This window comes from Rothia sp. HMSC062H08 (assembly GCF_001810775.1).
Taxonomy (GTDB): Bacteria; Actinomycetota; Actinomycetes; order Actinomycetales; family Micrococcaceae; genus Rothia.
The window spans coordinates 68,931-93,830 of sequence record NZ_KV802666.1 but is presented as its reverse complement, the minus strand read 5'-3'; the positions used below and the strand labels follow the sequence as shown (position 1 = coordinate 93,830).

Sequence of the window (24,900 nt, the reverse complement as noted above, 5' to 3'; positions counted from 1 at the left end):
TCGGGCACCCTGATGTCGCTTCAGGAAGGTACGACACCTCCGCACTTGGTCTGCAGACAGCACAAAGGGACGGCACCATCCTCGCTCGGATGGCACCGTCCCCTTTTCGTATGCGATTAGCTCTGCTGCGCCAGGTAGTTCAACAGCGTGGCGGTCAGCTCCGGGTCGTGTGCCAGCGCCGTGCCGTTCAGGTGAGTCACCGGCGCAATCAGACGCACCGACGAAGCCAGCCACACGCCGTCCGACTCGAACAAATCCTGCGGGTAGAGCGGCCCGAAGCCCAGTTCCCAGCCTGCCTGGCGTGCCGCCTCGAACACCGCACCCTGCGTGGTGCCGGGGAGGATGCCGTGGCTCGGCTCAGGCGTGTACAGTACCTTCTTGCCGTCCTCAATCTTGGCAACCAGCACCGAGGAGGTGGCGCCCTCCAGCACGCGACGCTCGTCGGTGATGAAGATAGCGTCGTCCGCGCCGCGCTCCTGCACGTACCGCAGAACCGCCATGTTCACCGCGTAAGAGAGGGTCTTCGCGCCCGCCAGCAGCCACGGGTAGGCGCTGTTGTCCATCGGCTCGTGGCCGCGCGGCAGCAGCATCGCCTTCACACCCTCGGTGCGGCGCTTCACGATGGAGGCGGGCACCGGCGACGCCATAATCAGCGTGTACGGGCCCGGCTGCATGGAGGTCACCGCCTGGGTGGGGCCGCGCGAAATAATAATCTTCACGATGTGCTCTTCACCCAGGGCAGTCTCGGCACCGGCGGCAGCCTCACGCATGAGGCGCTCCACCGCCGAACGCAGAATCTCGGGCTCCGGGTCGGGCAAATCCAGCATGCGCGCCGACGACTCGAGGCGGGACAGGTGCATGCCGAGCTTACGCACGCGACGGTTGACGGACAGCATGGTTTCGAAGACGCCGTCGCCGCGGGTGAAGCCCTGATCATCAACGCTGATGAGGGGCACGGACGGGTCGACGAAGATGCCCTGCGGGTTCTGCTCGTTCAGAAGAATTACGGTACTAGACATAGTTTTATTGTACGTTCGGGTCGCTAACCGGCGCGGGAAGACGGTATCGCCCGTAGTGACATCAGGGTGCCCGAGCTCTGCGAGGGCGGGTCCCCTGTAGGAACGAGGGCGAATACCGCCTCCCGAGCAACGCTAAAGGCAACAGCAAAGCCCCGGATGTGCAACCCACATGGGTCGCCCATCCGGGGCTTTAGCTATACAAAAATCAACAACAGGCTAGTGATCCGCCGCCGGGGCTGCGTGGCTCTCGCCGTCAGCCGAGTAGTCCGAATCCTTACGCGGGGTCAGCCACAGGACCAGCGCCGTCAGGACCGCGAAACCCAGAATGGAGAAGCCCATCGGCAGGTACTCATGCTCACCGGCAAACGACACCAGCGGCGCCGCCAACGCACCCAGCATCGCCTGAACCGTACCCATCACCGCCGAAGCACTACCCGCCATGTGGCGTGCCTCGTTCAACGCCAACGCCGAAGCATTACCGAAAATCAGGCCGCACGAGCTGGTCAGCAGGAACAGCAGAATCAGCGTCGGCACCAGCGAAATACCGACAAGGAAGCTAACCAACAGCAGCGAAGACACCACGAGCAGGCTCACCACACCGGTGTTCACGATGCGGCGCTGCGCCACGCGTCCAACCAGCTTGGTCGCAATCGCGCTGAACAGCACAATACCAATCGAGTTCACACCGAACACAATCGTGAACTGGGTTTCGGACAGGCCCAGAATCTTCTGTAGCACAAACGTCGAACCGGAAATATACGAGAACAGCGCACCAAACGCGAAGCACATCGTCAGCATGAAACCCAGGTAGCGGCGAATCTTGAAGACCTTCGGCAGCTCCGAGTACACGCTTAGGGCAGTGCCCTGGTAGCGTTCCTCCACCGGCAGGGTCTCCTTAATCACGAAGATCACGCCGAGCATCATGATCGCGGTAGTCACGCCGAGAACATGGAAAATATCGCGCCAGTTACCCCACGACAGCACCCAGCCACCAAACAGCGGCGCAAGCACCGGCGCGAAGCCGTTAATCATCATCATGACGCCCATGAGCTTAGCGGTCGCCAGACCCTCAGTCGTATCAGCCACGATAGAACGCGCCAGCACGGCACCAATCGAACCGGTGAAGCCCATCATGAAACGCGCAAAAATCAGCAGCTCAATATTCGGCGCGAAACCACACGCCACCGTCGCAATAAAGCAGATGACCGCACCAATTAGCAGCGGCTTGCGGCGGCCCGTCTTATCCGACAGGGGACCCACGACCAGCTGGCCGAGCGCCATACCCACCATGAACCCGCTCAACGTCAGGGATGCGTTCGTGCTGGTGGTGTTAAGATTCTCAGCGACTGCGGGCAGCGCCGCCAGGTACATGTCCGTGGCGAGCGGTGCGATAGCGGTCAGCAGCGCCAGAACTACGATAAAAATGGGCGATAGCCCGAAAGAGGTCTTAGTCGACTTCGAAGACATATGTCTTAGTTTTTCTTTCTGTGTGATGCGCGTGCAACGGCGCCTGCGGCTCTACAAGACATGGATGCGGTGGTACCGCCCCTGGGGATGAGCTTGCGCAGGCTGGAAGCACAACTTGTTCACGGTAGCAGAATCGGGGGCGGCTTCGTAAGTTAAATGTTTGATATTTTTTGAGCTGGGTTGGGAGGGCTCCGCTTGGTTGGTCTGGAAAGCGGCGCTCGCCTTCGCTTCTACAGGGGAGGGCTTGGGGAAGGCGCGTAGAAGGGGCGGCGCTCGCCTACGCAGGTACAGCAAAGGGAGGGTGTTATCCACGCTCCTACAGGGGTTAGGGGAGGGTACGCCACATATTTCCTCCGCGCCTACGCAGGGGCACCCGTCGCACAGACGCTCCGCCTCTCCTTGCTTCGCTGCGGAGAGCGTCTGTACGACACCCTGAGGGCGCTTCCGGAAAACGTGGCTACACCCTACGCATACTGGAGCAAAAGGGCGGTGTTATCCACGCTCCGTTGGAGAGATAACACCGCCCCTTGAGCGGTTTGTTTTAGCCTGCCGCTCAGCCCCCGGTGCTGAAGAAATATTTGAGAAATATTCTTGAGAAGCATTGCGAGGCCCAACGGCATAACTTACGTTGGTCATACCACGCGATACGACCGGAGGGACACCTCAGATGCGCAATCACTATTACAAATATTTGCTATGCATCCTGCTGCTCATAGCTTGTGTCTTGCTCGTAATCCTCGCTGTGCTTTCTAACAACAACCCGGGTAGCGAAAAAGACGGCACTGCCTCCACGCACGCGCCGAGCAATACCTCAACCTACTGGGATAAAGACCGCATGGAATCCGCTAGCCCGGCTCCCATGCCCGAGTAAAACAGCGCCTGAATAAAACTGCCTCTAAATAGCGTAGGGCCCAATGCTTCCAGATACACAAAGCATTGGGCCCTACTGTATTGTAGGCGGCTGCTACTGCGCCGCGCTGTCGTAGATGAAGTCCACGGTCGCGTAGTCCTCCGGGATCTCGGCGAGCAGCGCCTCCTCCTGCTTCGTCCAGCGTTCCCAGTGCGGGCGGAACGTGTCACCGTCACGAGCCATAGCGCGTTCGTGGCGCACCTCGTCCGGGGCGGTGGCGAGGATACGCACCTCGCAGGCGCCCGCAATCGCGCCGACACCCTCACAGATGATGACCTGCGTAGCCGCCGGGTCGACGGTGCGCACCTCACCGGGGGCGCCCGCCTCCCAATCCCACGGGGTGTAGGTTCCGGCAATACCTTCGGTCAGTTGCACGGATAGCGCGTCCCACGCCTCCACGCCGTCGAAGAGGCCGTCCCAGCCGGGGTAGAAGTCGTCCAGGTGCAGCACGTGCACGCTGTGCCCGGCGGCGGTGAGCTTCTGCTCAAGCTGCGCGGCGAGGCTGGTTTTGCCGGTGCCGCTACGGCCATCAATGCCGATAATCAGCGGAATCTGCGCAAAGTCGGCGAGGAACTGGGCACGGAATTCGGTGAATTCGGCGGTGTCCATGTCAAAGTCGTTGCCGATGCCGTGCTCCAGGCGCAGCATGTCTTTGCAGAGCTCCAGGATTTCGGTGGTGCCGGTGACGCGGCGGTTCTGGTTCAGGGGAATACGCTGACTCACTGCGCGTCGCCTTCCTGCTTGAGGTGGTTGATGAGGCCGCGTGCGGCAGCGTCAATGAGGCCGGTGGTGTACACGAAGTCGCGTTCGCTACCGTACCAGGGGTCGTAGATGCCGAGCTGGTCCAGGTGGGTGGTGGTGACCTTCGGGTCGAAGCTGCGCATCATACGGATCTTGGCCTTGTCCTCGTCGTTGCGGGCGAGGGCTTTGAGGCGCAGGTAGTGGGGTGCGTCCATGGCGAGGATGAGGTCGTTGCGGTCGAAGTCCTCGACGGTGAAGACGCTGGCGCGGTGCGCGGACGGGTCGATACCGCGGGTGGTGAGCTGCGCGGCGGCGCGCGGGTCGATGCGGTTGCCTTCTTCTTCGTTACTGATGCCGCTGGAGGTGACGGTGACGGGCACGCCGGCTTCTTGGGCGTGCTGGCGGATGAGGTATTCGCCGACGGGGGAGCGGCAGATGTTGCCGGTGCAGACAGTCATGATTCGGTACATGGTTCTAGTGTATCGGTGGGGTGGCGGGCGGGCAGGTTCGGCGGGTGCTCGGGGCGGTGCTGTGTGCGGCGCGGTGACGGGCGGATGCGCTCGCCGCCGGGGCTGTCGCTACCAGAACCGGGCGCGAAAAGGCCCCGCCGACGAAGGGCCGGCGGGGCATTCGGCATATCTTATTCAGAATCTTCAATTGATTCTGAAGCGCCACTCATATTGATGTCTCTCTTGTTCTCTTTATCCGGTGGGCTGAGTTCGAAAAGGTAAGAATCCACTGGAATAGAACGACGAATAATTGTGCCATCAAAGAGAGTGAAGTCTACAACTCCCATGTTAATTAGAGTTTGACTGTCCTTAGATACCCTGAAGTCATGCATGGCAGGGTGCCGGAAAGAAGCTTCTGAAAATATTAGCTTTCCTTCGGTTTTTTCTTCGGTTTCTGGGTTACTTTTTTGTATAGATTTTGCATTTTCAAATTCAGCTTCATTGAAGAAATGTGATTTTTCGAAAGAAATATTGTCTGCGAATGTTGTTCCGTTGAAGTATGTGCTACCACGGAAATTGACACCTGAAAATGTTGAGTCTCCCATAAAATATGAATCATCAAATTTGAACTTTAGGGACTTTTCGTTATTTATAATCTTTAACTTACGTTCATTTTCTTTGTTGCTCAGAATAAATCCAAATTCAGATAGCTCGAAGTAGGCTCCGCTCTCAAAATAGGCTTTTAAAAAGTCTGCTGTATTGCAAAATTTTGTCCTGAAGAAGGATGGGCTTTCATAGAACTTTGTTTCTTGAAACAGTGCTTCATTTTCAAATATCGTGTCCCAAAAAGACGCTCTTTTGAAGCGTGCTTTATAGAATTCTGCTTTTTCATGGAAACGTGAGTCAGAAAATTCTGCTTCCTGACTAAATCTTGTTTCTGAAAAATTTATATTTTCTCCAAAGTATGTTTTGTTGAATTTTGCAATCCCTGAAAACGTAGAAGAAGTAAAACTTGACCCTTCATAAAATACTGAATCCCTGAAGTCAGGTGCGTCAAAGGATAAATTATCTAAGGAATAGAAAATCTGTGATTTATTGAAATCATACTTTAGGTGACTCCAAAATCCGGGAGTTACTTTGAGATTTTCATCGATTTTACTGAGGCGCTTGCTCATCTCTGAGAATATGGTTCGGCGGACTTCCTTCTCCTCACGAAGCTTGAATTGATCTGCTATTAAGTCGCCTTTGTATTTGTTTGTATCTGTCAGTTTCTCCAATAGATCTTGTTTTCCTGCAAGAGGGAAGGGTAAACGAATGTATGAGCATAGGGTGTTGATGATAATCTGTGCTTCTTCTGTTCTGCTATCTTCGCTAGGGACAGTTTTATCATCGGACAACCACTCATCTGCGAGCTTTGCTAGAGTATAGATGCCTCCAAGTCGGACAGTAGATTTATCATCAGCTAGCTGTTCAATTGCTTTGGCGTAGCGGCTACGACGTTCAGCTTTAACTTGTCGGGTGTGGTCAATGTCGTTTTTGTCTTTTTCTTGCAAATTTTTGCGTCGGTTTTCCCAGAGGGTAAGCATCGCTAGGACGCCGCCGGTAGCTGCCAGGATGGCATGGCGGAGCGCCGCTACGCTATCGCCAGCGCTGAATGGTTCTGAGATGAGCAGGGGAAGGCAGAAAGCGCAGAAAGACCCGATAACAGCTATCGAGATAAGAGCTGTGTAAAACCAGTTTCTGCTCCACCAGCTGTGACGCAGGGAAGGCCCACCGGGAGCCTCGTTCGATTTATTCATGTTTCTATCTCCAGCCTTCGCTGATAGGGCTACTCAGTTTTCAGCATAAAGTAAATCTGCTTGACATGGGTTGTGTCTGGTCAAAACCGAAGACCCCGCCAACATAAGGCTGGCAGAGCCTTCTGGAGATGATTCCTATTCGGGGTTGTCATCTTCGCCGTTGTTGGATTCATCTAATGGTTTTGCTGGCTCGCTGGTTCTGCTGTTCTTATCTCTCGGATTGGGGTTGAAGAGTACCGTTCCAAGGGGGATTATGAATGACTTGCCGAGAAGTGTAGCCGTTCCACATTTGATAGCTTTGCTACCTTCATGGACTGTGAAAATGTAGTCCTGCGGATCTACCTGTGCAGAGAACCTGGCAGTGCCGGAGATGCCTGCAAATGTGGGTGCATACTGTCCGAAATATGAGCCATTGAAGTCTACGTATCCGGTGAACTTTGCGTTCTCGAAGTCTGCGTTTCCGGTGAACTTTGCACCCATGAAGTATGTGTTTCCGGTGAACTTCGTGTTCCCGTAGTCTGCGTTTCCGGTGAACTTTGCACCCAGGAAATGCGCGTTTCCGGTGAACTTCGCCCCCAGGAAATTCGCGTTTCCGGTGAACTCCGCTTCCCAGAAGTCTGTGTCTCCGGTGAACTCCGCTTCCCAGAAGTCTGCATTTCTGGTGAACTTCGCGTACTGGAAGGCTGCATTTCTGGCGAACTTCGCCTTCCCGAAGTCTGCGTCTCCGACGAACTTCACGTTCCCGAGGTATACGTCTCCGAAGTGTGCGTTGCCGGTGAACTCCGCACCCCTGAAGCTTATATTGCCGGTGAACTCCGCGCCGCCGAAGTATGTGTTACCGGTGAGCTCCGCGCCGCCGAAACTTATGTTGCAGGTGAACTTCGCCTTCCTGAAGCCAGCGTCTTCGAGGAACTCCGCGTACTGGAAGTCAGCGTTTCCGGTGAACTCCGCACCCCAGAAGTCTGCGTCTTTGGTGAACTTCGCGTTCCTGAAGTCTGCGTTTCTGATGAACTTTGCACCCCAGAAATCTGCCTTTCCGTAGAAGCGGGTGGAGGCAAAATTACCTTGTTCAATGGTGAGATTTTTTAAGGGATAGAAAATGGGCGCCCGGCTGAAATCAAACTCAAAATCACTCCACTTTCCTGGGAAAGTGTCGATTACCGTGCCAATCCCATCCCTAGTAAAGGCACTGCTGCGCTTGCTCATCTCAACAAAGACAGTGCGGCGCACATCCTGCTCTTCGCGAAATGCTGCCTGGTCTTTGGAGAAGTCTCCTTCATAGTTATCAGGCTCTGAATCGCTCTCAAACATCTCTGCTTTTAGTGCCAGGGTGAAGGGTGAACGAATATAGGAACAGAGGCTATTGACAATAACTTGCCCTTCCTTGAGCCGGTCGCTTTCATCCTGAAGACTCTCATCAGCAAGCCACTCATCGACCAAACCCACGAGGGTATAGATACTGCCCAGACGGACAGCCGCTTTCTCGTTAGCTAGCTGCTCGACAGCCTTGGTATAGCGGCTACGGCGCTCTGCATGAACCTGGCGGATATGGTCGCGCTCGTTCTTCTCCGCATCCTGCTCATTCTTCTTGATGTCGGCATCAATTTTGAGGCGGTCACCCTGGTTCTTCCAGTTTGTTTGCAGAAGAGTCAGAACCGCAATAATACCGCCAGTGACGTACAGAAGATGCAGACGCAGCTGATCCGAACTGCCAGAGCTCATGCCGCAGTGCACCCAGAGAAACCAGGGCAGAAGAATCGCAGCTGCACCACCGCCCAGGCCGGAGCCAATGAGGAGCGTAATAAAGTACCGGATATACCAAGGCGTCTCCTGAGCTTTCGGGATTACCTGGCTTTCTGGAGTGGATGATGTGTTATTGCTGGGCACGAGATTCTCCTGTCCTCTCTGATAGGAACGTTCACCTTCCAGCATAGGGTAAACCTGTTTGCCGTGAATGGCGCACGGTCATCAACGAGGGACCAGCCTGATTGAGAGGCGCAGGCGGGGTTTCTCGGCAGCTGTAGCAGGCAACGAGGAATGGAATCTCAAAATGACCGATATTGTTTCTCTCGATGGATGCAATAGGGGCGTAATTAGTATTGTCATGTTGTTATGCCTTAAGAAATGCGCTACATTATTAGGTATACGGTCATATGTACACGGCATGTCCTTATATACAATGACCATAAAATAAACGTGGAGCTACCAGCAATGTTGGAGCATTACCAGTAGCGCCACGTAAATTGCCCTTAGTAGAGATGCGGAGCTGCAAACTTAAGCACCTCTACTAGACCGATGAACAGGGTTGCTAAATAGCTACCCCGTTCAACGAGTAGCCAGAAACGGTTCTCGTCCATAGGAGTTCACCTCCTCTCTATTTAATTAGAGTCTCAGGGACAACGCGGAATTGAGTTGTCACTGCTGATTTTATCAGATGACATACATTCCGCGGATTTTTGTTACCCAATTTAAGTTTTATTTATCTCAGACGTGGCGTAATACCACTGGAAAGCGATGAACAAATCCGGGTAGATAAGAATCGAAAAACCCCGCTAGAGCATACTCGCTCAAGCGGGGTTTTTCGCGCCGTTTTTATTTTCGACGTTGCTGCTCGGTGGTGTCCACTACGTGCACGAAGGACCCCACCACACGTTCAACGTGGCGGGGCCTTCACATAGTTACTGCGCGGGCTCACTCAGGCGCGTGTACTCCTTCTGCCGTGCATCCCAGGAATCCGGGTCGAATAGCACCGCCCCGACCGGGATACGGTACCCTACACCGTTCAGCCCGGCGGTACCCAGCGGAATAGGCTGGCTGCCCTCGTACACCGCGAAATTATGCGCCTCCTGACCAGCAGGCAGCATAGCGAATCGCGCCCGGCGCATCTCGCCCGAGTCAGCATCCTCAACAGCGAAGGCTGGCGGGCTCTTCACGAAAGACACCTCGCAGAAATCTGCAACGCCCATAAAGGACGCGCCATAGAACTCCGCGCCTGCCTCAAATGCCGCATCACGGAACCCAGCGAGCCCCTCAAACGTAGCCCGGCTAAAGTGCGCATCCCCGTAGAAGGTTGCCGCGTTAAACCCGGCATGCCCCTCAAAGACCGCCTCACGGAACTCCGCAACTCCCGCAAAATCCGTCCTGAAGAAGCTTGCATTACCGCCAAAAGACGACCTAAAGAACCCAGCGTTCCCTTCAAAGGAAGCACCGCTAAAGCCCGCATCCGCCGTAAATGCAGCATCGCGGAAGTCAGCGTGCCCTCCAAAAGAAGCCTCGCGGAAGTCAGCATTAGCATTGAATGCCACCCAGCGGAAGAATGCATCACCAGCAAAGCGCGCGTTACTAAAGTCCGCCGTTCCCATGAAAGTTACGTCGCTAAAACGCGCATCCTGGTCAAAGACCGCCCGGGTAAAGTTTGCATCGCCCACAAAAGCTGTCCCGCTGAAATCTGAACCGTTGCAGAACCTCGCCGCAGAGAAATCGGCGTTCTCAAGAGTCAGACCGTCGAGAGGGTAGAAGACGACCGCCCGGCTGAAATCGAACTCAAAGCCGCTCCACGCGCCGGGAACAACAGCCACCTCGCCCTTCTCATTTTCAGCAAGGGTGCTGCTACGCTTACTCATCTCAACGAAGACGCTGCGGCGAACATCCTGCTCACCACGAAAAGCCGCCAGATCCGTAGCGAAATCACCCGCATAGTTAGCGGGCGGCGTATCGGATTCAAAAGCTTCTGCCTTGAACGCCCGCGAGAACGGCGAACGAACATAAGCGCAGAGGGCATTGACGATGACCTGCCCCTCCTTCTGCCGCGCCTCAACGCTGAGCTGCTCGTCAGCGAGCCACTCATCCACCAGACCCGCAAGAGTGCTGATGGCGCTCGCACGGACTGCCGGATTCGGATACGCCAGATGCTCAACTGCCTTGCTGTAACGGGTACGGCGCTCGGCATGCACCCGCTGGGGGTGTTCCAGCTTTTTCTGGGCGTTCATGCGGTGGAACTCCCCAAGAAAGAGAACACCCAGCAGGGTGCCGGTGATGAAGAAAATGAACGGCTGAACCTCAAAATAGGCGATGTCAGTGTCAAAGGCGAAAGGCATAAAACCCGCCGCGACAATGCCCAAGAGAGCGATAGCCCAAACCCAGGTGCGGAAGCTAGACAGCTTCCCCTTGAGATTGCCGAACTGCGCGGCGAGCGGGAAAAACAGAATGACGACTGCGCAAGCTATCAGCCAAACCCACGCGGTGCTGGGGGCCAGATGCATGTGGTTCTCCTGTCATCGTTGAAAGGGGCGGGTCATACTCAGCATAAGGTAAAGCTGCTGGGCTTGGGTGGTTTCTGGTCAAAAGCAATAACCCCGCCAGCGCTGGATGCACGGGCGGGGTCTGTGTGCGGGAGCTTCCCCGACGGCGGGGGAGTGCTAGGTTTTACTGTGCGGGCTCACTGAAGCGGGTGTACTCCTGCTTCTCCTCGTCCCAGGAATCCGGGTCGTACAGCACCGCACCGAGAGGCAGAACGAACGTTCTATTATGAAGCTCTGCCTCGCCGCAGCTGAAACCGTGCGGGCTCTCCGGGCGCGCCTCGAACAGGTAATCCTGCGGATCCGCCTGCGCAGAGAACCGTGCCCTCTGCAGCCGCCTATCCAAAGCCTCAAAGGACGGCTTAACATACATGAAGCTAGTCTGCCTGAAATCTGCCCGCTGACCGAACGTCGCATCCGCGAAGTAGGCGCCCTCAAAGCTCGCCCCGTTGAAGCTCACCTCCCGCGCGAACGTCGCCTTGTAGAAGCCGACATGCGCCGTGAACGTCGCCCTACTAAAGTCGGCATCCTGCGCGAAGGCCGCGTTATCGAAGTTCGCTCGCTGCGGGAAGTCCATCTCATAGCGCGTCCTCGGAAGCGCAATAAAAGACGCCCGGCTGAACGTGGCGTCGCCGTCGAACCGCGCCCCACCAAAATCCTCGTACTGCGTGAAGGTCGCCCCGCTAAAGTCCGCCGCGCTCGCAAAGCGTACGTTGCTGAACATTGCGGACTGCTTGGTGACTACACCGGCAAAGCGCGCGACCCCGCCGAACAGCGACTTGGAGAACACCGCCGGGCGGTTGAAGACCGACGCGGCGAAGTGCGCTTCATCGTGGAACGTGGAGGCAGTGAATATTGCCTTTCCCTTAAAGGTGACCGCCGCGAAGCTGGCTATGCCTGCGGTGTTCAAGCGCGAGAAGTTGGCATCGGACTCGAAGGAGGCTACCGCGAAGTCAGCCACAGCTGAAAAGACCGCATCTGAGAAATCAGCCTCGCCGGTGAAGGTTACGGTTCCGAAGCTTGCCACGTCCGCAAAATGCGCCCCGCTGAAAGTTGCCGCGCCTGCGAAGTGTGCGGCGCTGAAGCCCACCCAGTCGTTGAAGTTCGCGCCGTGGAAGGATACGTCAGCGGTGAACTGTGCCGCCGAGAAGCTGGTGTCACCGTGGAAGGTTGAACCAGAGAAATCCGCTTGTCCGTAGAAGGTTGCGGAGGCGAAGTCGGCGTTCTGAAAGTGCAGCTGCCGCAACGGGTAGAAGATGGGCGCACCACCAAAGTCGAAGCGCAGGTCAGCCCACATTGGTGATATTTGCGGCACCGCGTGCTTGCCTTCTCCGGTGCTCTTCTCGTTGCTCCCTGCGACTGCGGCGAGGCGGCGGCTGAGCCCCATGAAGACGGTGCGGCGCACCAGCTGCTCTTCGCGTAGTGACTCCTGATCGCGCGTAAAGTCGCCTTCGTACCTTTCGGATGCCTCGTCTGATTCTAGGACAAGCCGTTTCTGCGCGAGGGGGTAGGGCGTGCGGATGCATTCGGTTAGCGCGTCGATGATGGTCTGGGCTTCTTCGCGGCGTACTTGCGTGGGGAGAGAGGCGTCGGTGAGCCATCCGTCCGCGAGGTTTACGAGCGTGAATACCGCGCCGAGGCGTACGGCGGGTTGTCCGTCGAGGAATTGTTCGAGAGCGTGCGTGTAGCGTTTGCGCCGCCCAGCCGGCTGGTTGCGTGCCGGGGTGTTTTTGCGTTGCCGTAGCGCGGTGAAGAGTTTGTTGAGGTTCATGGGGGTGTGCCCTTCCTGCTCCGGTGCTGGCTTATATCCAGCATAGGGGAGGACCCCGCCCCTGCGCGCTTTCCCCTTTAGATTAGAACCTGAATATCTCAATAAAAAGATTAGCCCTGCCACACAGAGTGTGGCAGGGCTAATCTTTTTATGCCGGTCCGGCTATTGGGTTATCTGGGTCATTATCAAATAAATATGACCCAATCGGAATTTTATATGCTTTTAACTTATTATTTCGAGGGTCTCTGAGTTTTTTCCTTCTGCAAGGAATCGAATTCTGGGAAGTTGTGAACCGATGACTTGAATGGACTGTAAATTTTGCATCTTTAAAATCAGGTGACGAATTCTTGAAAAGAATATTTTCAAAATTTGATTCTTCGTAAAAAACTGTCCTGATAAAATCTGCCCCATCATTGAATTCAATATTCTCAAAATGTAATTTTCCTTCGAACTTTGCATCGGAGAATTCCGCTTTTTCTTTGTATTTAGGGCTAGTGATTTTATTGAGTGCAAAAGAATTATTGGGATTTTGGATGAAGGATGTATCACCTGTAAACGTTGAGTTGTAGAAGGATACCTCTTTAAAGAAATATAAATCTATAAATTTATTGATACCGCAAAAATGGACATCGGAAAAATCTGCATCTTCATCAAATCTAGATTCATAAAAACAAGTTTCTTGCTGATTTATTGATGTGGAGCTGCCAAGAATAGCCCCCTTGAAATAAGACTTATCATCAAAGGATACGTTTTTAAACTTGGTATTCATCCAGACAGCAAGCCCGGAAAAAATGGCTTCACCCTGAAAATTTGTTTTATTGTAAAATTCTACAGACTTTAGGAAAATTGCATCGTTGAACTTTGCTTTGCGGTGAAAAACGGTTTTCTCAAAGTGTACATCTGTTTGAAATTCGGTGTTAATGAACAGGGAGTCTTCGTGGAAATCCACTTGTTTAAAGTAAATCTTGTGGGAATTATTGTTTGAGTAGGAATGTATATATGAAAAATTCGCAGTTTTTTTGAAATGAGTATTTGTAAATTTCGCATCACTCATAAAAGTTTCGTTAAAAGATTCTATCTTTTTGGTGCTAAAATCTGCAATTCCTTCAAAAAGGACTTTATTAAATGAAATTTCTTTATGGAACTGTACGTCGTTGAAGGTGGCTTGTGCTCCGAAAACAGTTTTTATGTCGCTTTGGGCAGAGAAGTCAGCTGATTCATTAAAGGTTACTTCGGTAAATTTTGCTTCTTGGGAGAAATGTGTACCGTTGAAGGTGGCCTTTCCGTCAAAGGTTGTTTTTGCGTTATCTCGAGTAGAGAAGTCTGCTACTTCAATAAAGGTCAGCTCATCAAAATGTGTTTCGCTGCTGAAATTAGCTCCGTTGAAAGACGCCTTGCCGACAAAGGTGGTTTTTGCATCCTTTTGGCTGGAGAAGTCAGCTTTTCCGTTGAAGGTTACTTCGTTGAAATCTACGTCTTTGATAAAGGTCGATCCTCTGAAATCTGCATTACTGTAGAATTTGGCGGATGTGAAAACACCTTTCTCAATTTTGAGGTTATTGAGGGGGTAGAAAATTGGTGCCCTGGTGAAATCGAAATTGAATTTACTCCAAATGCCAGGGGTGGTGGTTAAATTTTCGTTTTCAAAAGTGACTTTACTGAAGCGGTCACTCATCTCAGAGAAAATAAGACGACGAACCTCGGACTCATTTTTAAGTGTATCCTGGTCTGTGAAGTTTAGGGCTCCTATGTTCTTAAGGTTTTCTTCTGTATATTCCCCGGGCATGGTGCGTACATATTTGCAAAGAATATTTATGATTGTTTGAGCTTCTTTCTTTGCCTTCTTTTTTAGCTTCTTCAATTCTTCCTTATCGTTGCTGAGGTCTTTGTAATCTAACCAGGCATCGGCAAGTTTGGCTAGTTTAGGTACAGCTGCATAAGCAGCCCTCACATTGCTGCTGTTAAGCTCCGCAACAGCTTTATCGAAACGGTCGTTGTAGGAATCATGGAGCTGGCGAATATGGTCTCGAGCATCTTTTTATTTTTGCATATTCATCTGCTCTTTTTCAAGTTCACTCTTTTGATGCGTTATATAGTAGCCGAATATTGCAATAATGCCACCAGTAATAGTGAGCAATGCGGTTGTCAACAGTGCGCTATTGTCGATAAGTTTTGCGATATTCATAATCATTGGAATAAAGATTGCAAGCATTCCACCAAAAGCGACAATAGTTGTAAAAAATTGCGGCTGACTATTGTTGAATGATTTTATGATAGCTAATCTTTTGTTATATGCCTTGCGGGCAATATTAGTGATATAGAAAATAGTTAAAATGGATAGGGATAATCTAATGATGTCAATCCAAAAAGAATCCCAATGTGGAAAGGCGAGAAAATGAACAATGGTAATTATGCAGATTAGTATGGGAAGTATATAATCCTTCCCTGCTTGTGGTTTTAATATTGATGATAAGACATCTAATGGGCTATCTGGTGTATCGGAAGCGATATCTTTCGTTTGGTGGTATTTGTGCTCCGGGGTGTAGTCCTCTGGCATGAGATTCTCCTGTCTACTTTGAGAGGATATGGTCGTAACCAGCATACGGCAGGCGGGTACTCTCAAGCCACAGGTGAAGGTTAGGGAATTGCGCGTCGGACAAGCAGAGATACCTCCATAAAGTGAGCGATGGTGCTTGCAAACAGACCCTCTCTATATAAGGGGAGCGAATCTCTGATGTCTCGCTGCGATGCCTCACAGTGGGTGCTCGTACTTGAGACGCCTGCACGAAGCGCACCCCTAGCAGCACTGCCAGGGGCCTAGCCTCCAGCCCTAAAAATCACCCAGTGCGCCCTATGTAGGGTGCCCTCATGCCACCTTCCGGCACCTCTCGCACCCCAATTTTTCGGTTTTTCACCCCTTTTTTAAAGATTTTTAAAAATTTTTTCGCACCGAGTGCCCGTCGGTGTCTGCCGTGCGCTGAACCGTCTCGTCGCACCCTCGCCTGGGCCGAAAACCCCGGAATCCCGCGGCAAAACGCCCCGTCCGCGTCCCATTCGTGCCTCGTCGCCGCCCCAAAATCCCCCGCAAAACACCCCTCCAGAGCCCCGAAAACCCCACCCCTCACGCCCCTCCGCATAAAAAAATTGAGTAAAGTTCGCTCAACTCTATTGACACCCCCTCCGAGAGAGTGCATACTTGAGTACATGAGGCTCAAGGAGCCGCGCAGACCACCCCACGCGGGGCGGCACGCGTAGCACCGACCGCCTCCAAAACTTTCAAACTATCCCGCCTCGCATTAGAAGAAGCGGGGCACTAACACCTAAGGAGTGAATAAACATATGGCACGTGCAGTAGGTATTGACCTCGGTACCACCAACTCGGTCGTAGCAGCACTGGAAGGTGGCGACCCGGTCGTCATCGCTAACGCAGAGGGTACCCGCACCACCCCCTCCGTCGTCGCATTCTCCAAGGACGGCGAGGTTCTGGTCGGTAGCGTCGCAAAGCGTCAGGCAGTGACCAACGTCGACCGCACCATCTCCTCCGTCAAGCGCCACATGGGCACCGACTGGACCACCGAGATTGACGGCAAGAAGTACACCCCGCAGGAAATCTCCGCTCGTATCCTCATGAAGCTGAAGGGTGACGCAGAGGCATTCCTGAACGACAAGGTCACCGACGCTGTCATCACCGTCCCGGCATACTTCAACGACGCTGAGCGTCAGGCAACCAAGGAAGCCGGCGAGATTGCAGGCCTGAACGTCCTGCGTATCGTCAACGAGCCCACCGCCGCAGCACTCGCATACGGCCTGGACAAGGGTAAGGAAGACGAGCTCATCCTGGTCTTCGACCTCGGTGGCGGTACCTTCGACGTCTCCCTGCTGGAAGTCGGCAAGGACGACGACGGCTTCTCCACCATTCAGGTTCGCGCAACCAGCGGTGACAACCGCCTCGGTGGTGACGACTGGGACCACCGCGTCGTCGAGTGGCTGCTCGCACAGGTGAAGGCAAACACCGGTGCTGACCTGTCCAAGGACAAGATTGCTCTGCAGCGTCTGCAGGAGGCAGCTGAGCAGGCTAAGAAGGAGCTGTCCAGCGCTTCTAGCACCAACATCTCCCTGCAGTACCTGTCCGTGACCCCCGAGGGCCCCATCCACCTGGATGAGAAGCTGACCCGCGCAAAGTTCGAGGAACTGACCCGCGACCTGCTCGAGCGCACCAAGAAGCCCGTGCTCGACGTAATCAAGGAAGCTGGCGTGTCCATCTCTGAGATTTCTGAGGTCATCCTGGTTGGTGGCTCCACCCGTATGCCCGCTGTTGCTGAGCTCGTCAAGGAGCTCACCGGCCGCGAGCCCAACAAGGGCGTGAACCCCGACGAGGTCGTGGCAATGGGTGCAGCACTGCAGGCAGGCGTGCTGAAGGGCGACCGTAAGGACGTTCTGCTGATCGACGTCACCCCCCTCTCCCTCGGTATCGAGACCAAGGGCGGCGTGATGACCAAGCTGATCGAGCGCAACACCGCAATCCCGACCAAGCGTTCCGAGACCTTCACCACCGCAGAGGACAACCAGCCCTCCGTGACCATTCAGGTCTTCCAGGGTGAGCGTGAGTTCACTCGCGACAACAAGAACCTGGGTACCTTCGAGCTGACCGGCATTGCCCCCGCACCCCGTGGCGTGCCCCAGATTGAGGTCACCTTCGACATTGACGCAAACGGCATCGTGCACGTCTCCGCAAAGGACAAGGGCACCGGCGCTGAGCAGTCCATGACCATCACCGGCGGTACCTCCCTCTCCAAGGACGACATCGACCGCATGGTCAAGGACGCAGAGGCACACGCTGAGCAGGATAAGGCACGCCGCGAGGCTGCTGACACCCGCAACGCAGCTGAGTCCGTCGCATACTCCGTCGAGAAGCTCCTGAAGGAGAACGGCGACAAGCTGCCCGAGGACGTCAAGACCTCCGTTCAGGGCGATGTCGACGAGCTGAAGAAGGCACTCGAGGGCGACGACGACGCAGCAGTGAAGTCCGCATTCGAGAAGCTGCAGGCATCCCAGTCCAAGCTGGGCGAGGCACTCTACGCAGCAGCTCAGGCTGAGGCATCCGAGTCCAAGCCCGCCGCTGATGAGGACGTTGTCGACGCCGAGGTTATCGACGAAGACGAGAAGAAGTAATCATGGCTGAGCAGGAAAACACCACCCCCGACCCGCTGGAGGAGGCATTCAACGCCCCCGCAGCGGAAGGCCACCCCGAAGCTGAATCGGTCGAAAGCCCCGAGGAAGCTGCGGAAGCCGTCGAGGCTGAGCTCCAGGACGCCGTAGAAGCAGAATCTGCTGATGCGGCACTCGCCGCGGAGCGTCTGGACTCCCTGCTTCGCCTGCAGGCCGAGTTCACTAACTTCAAGAACCGCACCGCCCGCGAAAAGGAGCAGCTGCGAAACTTCGTAATCGGTGACCTGGTCGGCGCACTGCTGCCGGTGCTCGACGATATCGACGCCGCACGTAAGCACGGCGACCTGCAGGAAGGCCCCTTCGCCTCCATCGCTACCAAGCTCGAAGAGCTGCTCGGCAAGCAGGGCGTGGAGCGTTTCGGTGAAGTAGGCGACGCCTTCGACCCGAATATCCACGAAGCTGTTCTGCAGCAGCCCACCGACGAGGTGGCTGAGGATCATGTCTCCATGGTTCTGCGTTACGGCTACCGCGTGAACGACCGTGTGGTTCGTACCGCGCAGGTGGCTGTGGCTGTCGCACCGTAAGGTGGTCGGCTCAGCATTGGCTGAATAACTAACGACGGGCGGGTGCTCTCCCTGGTGGGGGAGTGCCCGCCCTGTTGTTTGCCTGGGCTGCTGGCTTGGACTGTTCGCCCGGTGCGCCTGTTCTGCCGGGGTTGTTATACCCGGTGTGTTGGCGCGGGTTTTGGCGAGCTGTGGTGGCGGTTAAAGGCTTGTAGGGGCGCTATTTTTTGGGCTCAGCCCTTTCAAAATTGAGTCAAGTAGACTAAACTTTTATATAGAGTATTAAGACAAGCACGCGGTGCCCCTGCAAGCCGTCCCGTAACCGAGGAGGGCGGCGCATCACCGCAGAAGGAGAAACACAACATGGCAAGTGAAAACTGGCTAACCGACGACTTCTATAAGGCACTGGGTGTCAGCGAAGACACAAGCGAAAGCGACATCAAGAAGGCGTACCGCAAGCTCTCCCGCAAGTACCACCCGGACCTGAACCCCGGCGACGCCGCAGCAGAGAAGAAGTTCAAGGAAATCTCGGAAGCATACGACGTGCTCTCCGATAAGAAGCAGCGCGAAGAGTACGACCAGATTCGCCGCTACGGCGCATCTGGTATGGGCGGCTTCGGCGGAGGTGGCTTTGGCGGTGGAAGCTACACCGGCTACCCCGGCGCGGACGCATTCGGCGGCTTCAGCAACGGCGGCGCAGGCATCAACATTGACGACCTGCTCGGCGGCCTCTTCGGCGGTAGCGCCGGCGGCTCCCGACGCTCCGCAGGCTTCACCAGCGCCGACTTCGGCGGCATGGGTGGCGGCGGTTTCGGCGGCGCACAGCACACAGCACCCGAAGAAAGCACCACCAGCACCCGCATCAGCCTCGCCCAGGCATACACCGGCGCAACCGTGACCGTGTTCCTGCCGGACGGCTCCCACACCGAGGCACGCATCCCCGCAGGTATCAAGGACGGCCAGAAGGTCCGCCTGCGCGGCAAAGGCCTGCGCGGCGGCGACCTGAAGGTCACCGTGCGCGTCTCCGATGACTCCGTGTACTCGCGCGAGGGCAACAACCTGGTTATGCGTGCACCCGTCACCCTCGCTGAGGCCGTCGACGGCGCCGTCATTGAGGTGCCCCTGCCCGACGCATCCACCGTGAAGCTGCGCCTGGCACCCGGCCAGGTCGGCCGCCGACTGCGCGCTAAGGGCCGCGGCTTCAAGGCTAAGGGCGGCGACGGCGACCTGCTGGTCATCCCGGAGATTGTTCTGCCCACTGAGCTGAGCGCAGAGGCGCAGGAAGCGTTCGATAAGTTCGTAAAACTGGCACCGCAGGAGAACCCGCGTAAGGATCTGTTGAAGAAGGCGAAGTAAACCATGGCATCTCGAGAATCATCATCTAAGTCCCGTAGCGGCAAGCCGTTGCACAGCGTGGACCTGCCGGTTTTCGTGATTTCTGTGGCGGCTGAGCTGGCGGGCATGCACCCGCAGACCCTGCGCCAGTACGACCGCATCGGCCTGGTCCAGCCTTCGCGTGCGCCCGGTAAGGCGCGCCGCTATTCGCAGCGTGACGTGAACCGTCTGCAGCAGATTCAGCAGCTCTCTCAGGAGGGCGTCTCCCTGGAGGGTATTCGCCGCATTATTGAGCTGGAGTCCCTCGTGGAGGAGCAGCAGGAGCAGATTGCGGCGTTGCAGCGTCAGGTTGAGGACGCGAAGGTGAAGCTGGGCATGGCGGAACGCGTGTTCGCCGCAGGTACCAGTGGCGATGTGGTGCATATTGCCCGCGGTACCCGCCCGGCGCCTCGTCAGCGTTCTTCGGCTGTGGTGCTGTACCGTCAGCGTCACCAGCCTGCTACGGCGGATGACGCGAAGTCGCCGCGCTAAACCGGCTACACTTGGATAAACGGCACGGCTGATTAGCTCATCTGCGCTAGTCAGCTGCTCATATAGGCTTGTGCGTCTTCGTGTATACGCCGCGTGAGGGAGGTTGACTTCCTCCTCCTTGCGAACAAAGAGGACTCCTGCCAGCCGCATACCCTACAGGTATGCGGCTCTCGGTGGGTTAACAGCGTCAACAGCAACAGCACCCGCAAGCAGGCGTCTTACGTCCCTCTTCTGTTCGTTTAAACTCTCCGCAAGTCCTGCGGCGAGCATAATATTCACACACGCATTAGCATCTCGATCTAAGCGCATACCACACTTGGTACACGCCCATTCACGGATATTCAGCGGCTTTCTACCGCCCGGCTCACCACACACAGAACACAGCTGCGACGTGGGGGCAAACCGGTCAGCAAAGACCACCATGCGATGACGTTCATCAGCCTTCTCTTCTATCAGACGGCGTAATAAACCCCATGAGGCATCCAATACCGACTTACCTAAACGGGTACGCGACAGACCAGCCACATTCAGGTTCTCCAGGGCGATGACTTGGTTCTCGTCCACCACCTTGTTTGCTACCTGATGCGCGTAATGGCTCCTTGTATTGCGTACCTTGGCGTGAGCTTTGGCTAGGCGGATGCGTTGCTTTTCGTAGCGGTTGCTACCGCGCTTTTTACGGGAGAGCTGACGTTGAAGCGTAGCAAGACGTGCCGCTGCCTTCTTTAAAGGGCGGGGGTTCTCAAAGAACACCCGTTCACCCTCAGAATTGACAGCTACGGCCAGGCGATTCAGGCCTAGGTCAACACCGACAGCGTATGCAGAAGGCTCCGGTATCTGAATATTTTCAGCAGGCACATCCACAACAAATGAGACATAGTACTTCCCATCCGGCTCACGAATGAGTGTGACTGAGGATGGCTCAGCAGGTAGAGGGCGTGACAGCACGAACCGCACATTTCCAATTTTGGCCAAGCGCACAAAACCGACTCGATGAGTTGTTTCATGCACTATAAACCCGGAGTTCTTCGTAAACCTTGCTGACTGGCGGTGACTGCGCTTTTTAAAGCGCGGTGCATGAGCGCCGCGTTTACCTTTGCGCTGGCCAGTGACAGTAGCAAAAAAAGCCTTATAGGCTTTATCCAAGTCACGTAAGGCTTGTTGTAGGGGTACGGAGGAGACCTCACTCAGCCAGAATCGTTCCTCGGTTTTCTTTAACGCAGTCAGGCGTGCGGACAGTTCAGCGGCTGAAGGTTTAGTGCCGGTGAGCCGGTAGGTCTCTAGTGCGTGGGCTAAAGCGTCGTTGTAGGTTACGCGCACGCATCCAAAGAGTCGGGCAATAGGTTCGACCTGGCCCGGTTTTGGGTATGCGCGGTATCGGTAACGCTTCAACATAACATCTCCATTATATACTTGGTGTCATGGCAGATAATGCAGACATTCGCACTGGAAGACAAGCTATCTGGGATCTTCATGTCCAGTTGGTGTTTGTAACTAAATACCGTCGATATGTCTTCACAGATGACATGTTGAAAACCTGTGAAAACATCATGCGGGACGTATGTAAAAACTTCGGCGCAACCTTGGAAGAGTTCAGCGGAGGGGCCAATCACGTTTACTTGCTGGTGGGATACCCTGCAACAGTTGCTGTTTCCAAGTTGGTCAATTCCCTCAAAGGTGTTTCCTCGCGTATCTTACGGCGAGATTACGCGGATGAGATTGCCCCTTACCTGTTGGATGGGCATCTGTGGTCACGCTCGTATTACGCAGGCTCTGCTAGTGGTGCTCTATCGCAAGCCGCGCTAACCGGCTACACTGGGATAAACAGCCCGGCTGTTCTAGCTTGTCTAGGCTAGTCAGCTACTTATATAGACTTGTGCGTCTTAGCGTCATACGAAGCGAGGGAGGGTAGACCCCCGCCCCGCATGCACTTGGACCCACACACAAGGAGGTGAGGCTCCCCGAACGAACGGGGAGCCTCACCTGCTTGGTTATATAGTTGGAGATAGCATAGTTGGACTAACAAGTTCGGGGTATTGAGATGGAAGAGGGGTTGGCAGAGTGAAAAATTTGTTCGTCTGGAACACCTTTATGCAGTGGAAGCCAGTAGCTATCAAAGAGCAGAAAGTTACTGAGAATCAGGCAGGGTCTGGCGATGCAGCAACTGATAATAATCGGGCACCGGCTGAGGCCCAAGCACCAGCTCCGGTTGAGCAGGGCGTGAGTTATGAGGAGAGATGGAGACTTGTTCAGTACTTCTCCGATTGGATTAAAAATGCTGACGTAAGAATCCAGATGCTGTTGGCCGTCCAGGGCTTTATCGTAGCGGCTTATGGCTCACTCATCCCTGCTATGGATAAAAATAATAGCTTTTGGAATTTATGGACGTATTTTTGGGTAGTTTCATTTGTTGTTAGTGTGATTACCTCTTTCGGGATTGGATTTCTTCAGTTTCCTAATAGAGAAGTTGGAGGAGCTGAAGGAAACGTATTTTTTTATGGGTCATACGAAAATAGTAACCAAAGATATATTTTGAAAAATGTTTCATTCGATAAAAGGGATGAATATCTCAATGGTCAACTAGTGAAGCTTGCAAATATTGCAAATACTAAATTTAAAAATGTCCAGAAACTTCAGACCTCAGTATTTTTAAGTTCGCTCTTCTTGGTGCTGTCAGCGACTGGATTTATCCCATGGATTTCTACAATTTTCTATGAATGGCCGGTATGTTCTGCTCTGGTTATTGCTCTTGTAATTAGTGTTCTTGTAATTATTGGTCTTTGGATGTCATATAAAAAGAAAGTGAAGTAGGCTTGATTAGTGCTGATTATGTAGATAATAGGTCCATCGATTCTGGAAGGGCTGGGGGTGGATTTCACGCTATATTGGTATGTGGTGTTGATATTAGTGAATCAACTGCTTTAAAAATTAAGTATCCTATTTCTGGTGTCGGCGTAATATCAACCTTTATGGAAAGCTTCGATAAAGGTCTGAGGGAGTCGAATCATCAGGTTGAATCTGGCGTCGATACAGGGTGGTTCTTATGGAGAGTCAGGGGCGATGAGCTGGTGTATCTCCGAACCATACCTATTGGAGACGACGGCAGGCCTGAACCGGTAGCTATTGGAGAGGCATTGCAGCAATTTATTGCATCTCTTGAATCAGTTTCTCCCAGTCAGATTCCTGGTTCGTCATACACCCTAAAACTGCGTAGCTACGCTTTTCTTCTTCATTCGCAAGGGAACCCCTGGGATTATCGCTGGAATCTTATGCCTAAGGATTGGAATAACAATCTAAAAGGTAAGGAGGATTTAAAAAATCAGGTAGGAAGTTTGGGTATTGGAAGTTTCGCTGACCTAAAATCCTTCAGTGATTGTAGAATTAATCTCCGAGAGATTCAAAAAGACTATTTTATAGATTTTATCGGAGCTGATGTTGATCTTGGATTTAGGGTTGCAGAGCAATCTGAGGCACATCGAATGATTCTATCGCCCTATTTGGCTTATCTTGTAATGGTGGGTCTTGAAAAAAATAAGATAAGTCCATTTAGTATATATTCTATGGGAGAACGTGAGCTAAAAGGGTGCACCATTAAAGAAACTGGTCTTGTTGAGTACCCTCTGTATTATGTCCCTATAGGAAATTTCTCGATTCTTGAAGAACTTACTGGTGCACCCATGCAGATTAATATTTCGAAAGAAATAAAGAAGCTGGAAGAGTTTGAAAAATCTAGAAATGACTCCTACCGATTTATCTACGAGAAGGCTTTGAAACATGCGTCGGCTGATGAATCATAGGGTTTAGCTATAGAAGAATCCGTATATGAACAAGGAGGTGAGGCTCCCCGAATGACCGGGGAGCCTCACCTGCTTTAACGTATAAGTCGCGTACTAACGCTGCCCCGCTTACTTGCGGCGGTAGGTCAGATCGTGCGCGCGGCGGCCCGCCTCCTGAGCCTTACGCTCAAAGCTGGTGAGGGTACGACCCTCCCAACGCGGAGCCCAACCACCCAGCGGATCCTCCTCGGTCGCACCGGCGCCGGGGTTCACGTTCTCAAAGTCGGGGTGCGCCTCCAGAACCTCACGCATGACCAGGGCGTACTCCTCCCAGTCAGTCGCCAGACGCCAAATGCCGCCGGGCTTGAGCACGCGCGCAACCTTATCAGCGAACGCCGGGGACACCAGGCGGCGCTTGTGGTGGCGGGACTTGTGCCAGGGGTCCGGGAAGAACACCCACAGCTCGTCCACGGAGTTCTCCTCAAGCATGTTGTCGAGCAGCTCGGGTGCGTTCGCCTGAGCTACACGCACGTTCTCCACGCCGGCGTTGCCCATCTTCAGCAGCAGGTCCGCGATGCCGGGGGTGTACACCTCAACGGCGAGGAAGTTCGCCTCGGGCACCTCAGCTGCGCGGTGCACGATTGCCTCGCCCAGACCGGAACCGATCTCGACGACCTGGTACGCCTCACGGCCGTAAATCTTAACCGGGTCGAAGGTCGCCTCGGGCGCGACGGAGGTGTCGGTGCGCAGGCGCGGAATGTCCAGCACGTGGGTGGGGGAGTAGGTGTCCCACGCCTTCTGGCGGCGCGCGGTGAGGCGGTCGCCGCGGCGGACGAAGGAGTAGGGCTGGCGGAAGAATTCCTCGGGAACCGGCTTCTTGGCCTTTTCTTCGGTGGATTCGGGTGCCTGGCTAGGCTGCGTGTTCTCAGTAGACATACCTAAAAGAATAGCGTAGCGCCGCTATACCGTGCGGTTTCGCGGCGTGCGGGGCTGGCGTGACGCTGAGCTAACCGGGCGCGGGGTAGGGAGCGTGCGCGGTCTGCGAGGCATAGAAAATCGGCGCGCATAGAAATTC

Annotated in this window: 19 protein-coding genes; 7 read left to right on the top strand and 12 right to left on the bottom strand. The window is 54.3% G+C overall.

What is annotated here, in order from left to right:
* Positions 1–116: 116 nt before the first annotated feature.
* From HMPREF2765_RS04585 to HMPREF2765_RS04535, 10 genes are all read right to left on the bottom strand, one after another.
* Positions 117–1,019: an aminotransferase class IV gene (locus HMPREF2765_RS04585; protein ID WP_049358402.1), complete on the bottom strand. Its 903-nt coding sequence runs from the start codon at positions 1,017–1,019 to the stop codon at positions 117–119.
* A gap of 216 nt (positions 1,020–1,235) precedes the next feature.
* A complete protein-coding gene (locus tag HMPREF2765_RS04580) occupies positions 1,236–2,486 on the bottom strand; it encodes a multidrug effflux MFS transporter (RefSeq protein WP_049358401.1) in 1,251 nt (416 codons plus the stop codon).
* Positions 2,487–3,450: 964 nt separating this feature from the next.
* A complete protein-coding gene (locus HMPREF2765_RS04570) occupies positions 3,451–4,119 on the bottom strand; it encodes a nucleoside/nucleotide kinase family protein (RefSeq protein WP_049340568.1) in 669 nt (222 codons plus the stop codon).
* A complete protein-coding gene (locus HMPREF2765_RS04565; RefSeq protein ID WP_245534294.1) occupies positions 4,116–4,595 on the bottom strand; it encodes a low molecular weight protein-tyrosine-phosphatase in 480 nt (159 codons plus the stop codon). Before HMPREF2765_RS04565 ends, HMPREF2765_RS04570 begins: the two co-directional genes overlap by 4 nt.
* 182 nt (positions 4,596–4,777) lie before the next feature.
* Entirely contained in the window at positions 4,778–6,385 is a 1,608-nt protein-coding gene (locus tag HMPREF2765_RS04560; RefSeq protein ID WP_049327870.1) for a pentapeptide repeat-containing protein, read from the bottom strand.
* 135 nt (positions 6,386–6,520) lie between these two features.
* Positions 6,521–8,272, bottom strand: coding sequence for a pentapeptide repeat-containing protein (locus tag HMPREF2765_RS04555; protein WP_070604430.1), 1,752 nt, complete (start codon positions 8,270–8,272; stop codon positions 6,521–6,523).
* A gap of 791 nt (positions 8,273–9,063) precedes the next feature.
* Entirely contained in the window at positions 9,064–10,647 is a 1,584-nt protein-coding gene (locus HMPREF2765_RS04550) for a pentapeptide repeat-containing protein (protein WP_070604428.1), read from the bottom strand.
* A 163-nt stretch (positions 10,648–10,810) separates the two neighbouring features.
* Positions 10,811–12,454: a pentapeptide repeat-containing protein gene (locus tag HMPREF2765_RS04545; protein ID WP_070604427.1), complete on the bottom strand. Its 1,644-nt coding sequence runs from the start codon at positions 12,452–12,454 to the stop codon at positions 10,811–10,813.
* Between the two features lie 148 nt (positions 12,455–12,602).
* Positions 12,603–14,405 carry a pentapeptide repeat-containing protein gene (locus HMPREF2765_RS04540; protein ID WP_141749089.1) on the bottom strand — a complete coding sequence of 601 codons (1,803 nt, stop codon included), beginning with the start codon at positions 14,403–14,405 and terminating at the stop codon, positions 12,603–12,605.
* Between the two features lie 87 nt (positions 14,406–14,492).
* Entirely contained in the window at positions 14,493–15,011 is a 519-nt protein-coding gene (locus tag HMPREF2765_RS04535) for a hypothetical protein (protein ID WP_070604423.1), read from the bottom strand.
* 782 nt (positions 15,012–15,793) lie between these two features.
* Between HMPREF2765_RS04535 and dnaK the strand changes: the two genes are divergently transcribed.
* From dnaK to HMPREF2765_RS04515, 4 genes are all read left to right on the top strand, one after another.
* Complete coding sequence (gene dnaK, locus HMPREF2765_RS04530) at positions 15,794–17,626, top strand: molecular chaperone DnaK (protein WP_070604420.1); 1,833 nt, start codon at positions 15,794–15,796, stop codon at positions 17,624–17,626.
* A 2-nt stretch (positions 17,627–17,628) separates the two neighbouring features.
* Entirely contained in the window at positions 17,629–18,207 is a 579-nt protein-coding gene (locus HMPREF2765_RS04525; RefSeq protein ID WP_070604418.1) for a nucleotide exchange factor GrpE, read from the top strand.
* A gap of 342 nt (positions 18,208–18,549) precedes the next feature.
* Positions 18,550–19,542: a DnaJ domain-containing protein gene (locus HMPREF2765_RS04520; protein ID WP_049346855.1), complete on the top strand. Its 993-nt coding sequence runs from the start codon at positions 18,550–18,552 to the stop codon at positions 19,540–19,542.
* Positions 19,543–19,545: 3 nt separating this feature from the next.
* Positions 19,546–20,052: a heat shock protein transcriptional repressor HspR gene (locus HMPREF2765_RS04515; RefSeq protein WP_049346854.1), complete on the top strand. Its 507-nt coding sequence runs from the start codon at positions 19,546–19,548 to the stop codon at positions 20,050–20,052.
* A gap of 153 nt (positions 20,053–20,205) precedes the next feature.
* On the opposite strand, the gene HMPREF2765_RS04510 is transcribed toward HMPREF2765_RS04515, so the two are convergent.
* Positions 20,206–21,444, bottom strand: coding sequence for an RNA-guided endonuclease InsQ/TnpB family protein (locus tag HMPREF2765_RS04510; protein WP_049346853.1), 1,239 nt, complete (start codon positions 21,442–21,444; stop codon positions 20,206–20,208).
* A gap of 26 nt (positions 21,445–21,470) precedes the next feature.
* On the opposite strand from HMPREF2765_RS04510, the gene tnpA reads away from it, so the two are divergent.
* From tnpA to HMPREF2765_RS09185, 3 genes are all read left to right on the top strand, one after another.
* On the top strand, positions 21,471–21,905 hold the full coding sequence (gene tnpA / locus HMPREF2765_RS09065) for an IS200/IS605 family transposase (RefSeq protein ID WP_239663332.1): 435 nt from the start codon (positions 21,471–21,473) through the stop codon (positions 21,903–21,905).
* A gap of 235 nt (positions 21,906–22,140) precedes the next feature.
* Complete coding sequence (locus tag HMPREF2765_RS04505; protein ID WP_141749088.1) at positions 22,141–22,860, top strand: Pycsar system effector family protein; 720 nt, start codon at positions 22,141–22,143, stop codon at positions 22,858–22,860.
* 2 nt (positions 22,861–22,862) lie between these two features.
* Positions 22,863–23,846: a hypothetical protein gene (locus HMPREF2765_RS09185; protein WP_141749087.1), complete on the top strand. Its 984-nt coding sequence runs from the start codon at positions 22,863–22,865 to the stop codon at positions 23,844–23,846.
* A 108-nt stretch (positions 23,847–23,954) separates the two neighbouring features.
* Here the strand turns inward: HMPREF2765_RS09185 and trmB are convergent, their stop codons facing one another.
* A complete protein-coding gene (trmB, locus tag HMPREF2765_RS04495; RefSeq protein WP_005508988.1) occupies positions 23,955–24,761 on the bottom strand; it encodes a tRNA (guanosine(46)-N7)-methyltransferase TrmB in 807 nt (268 codons plus the stop codon).
* Positions 24,762–24,900 lie beyond the last annotated feature (139 nt).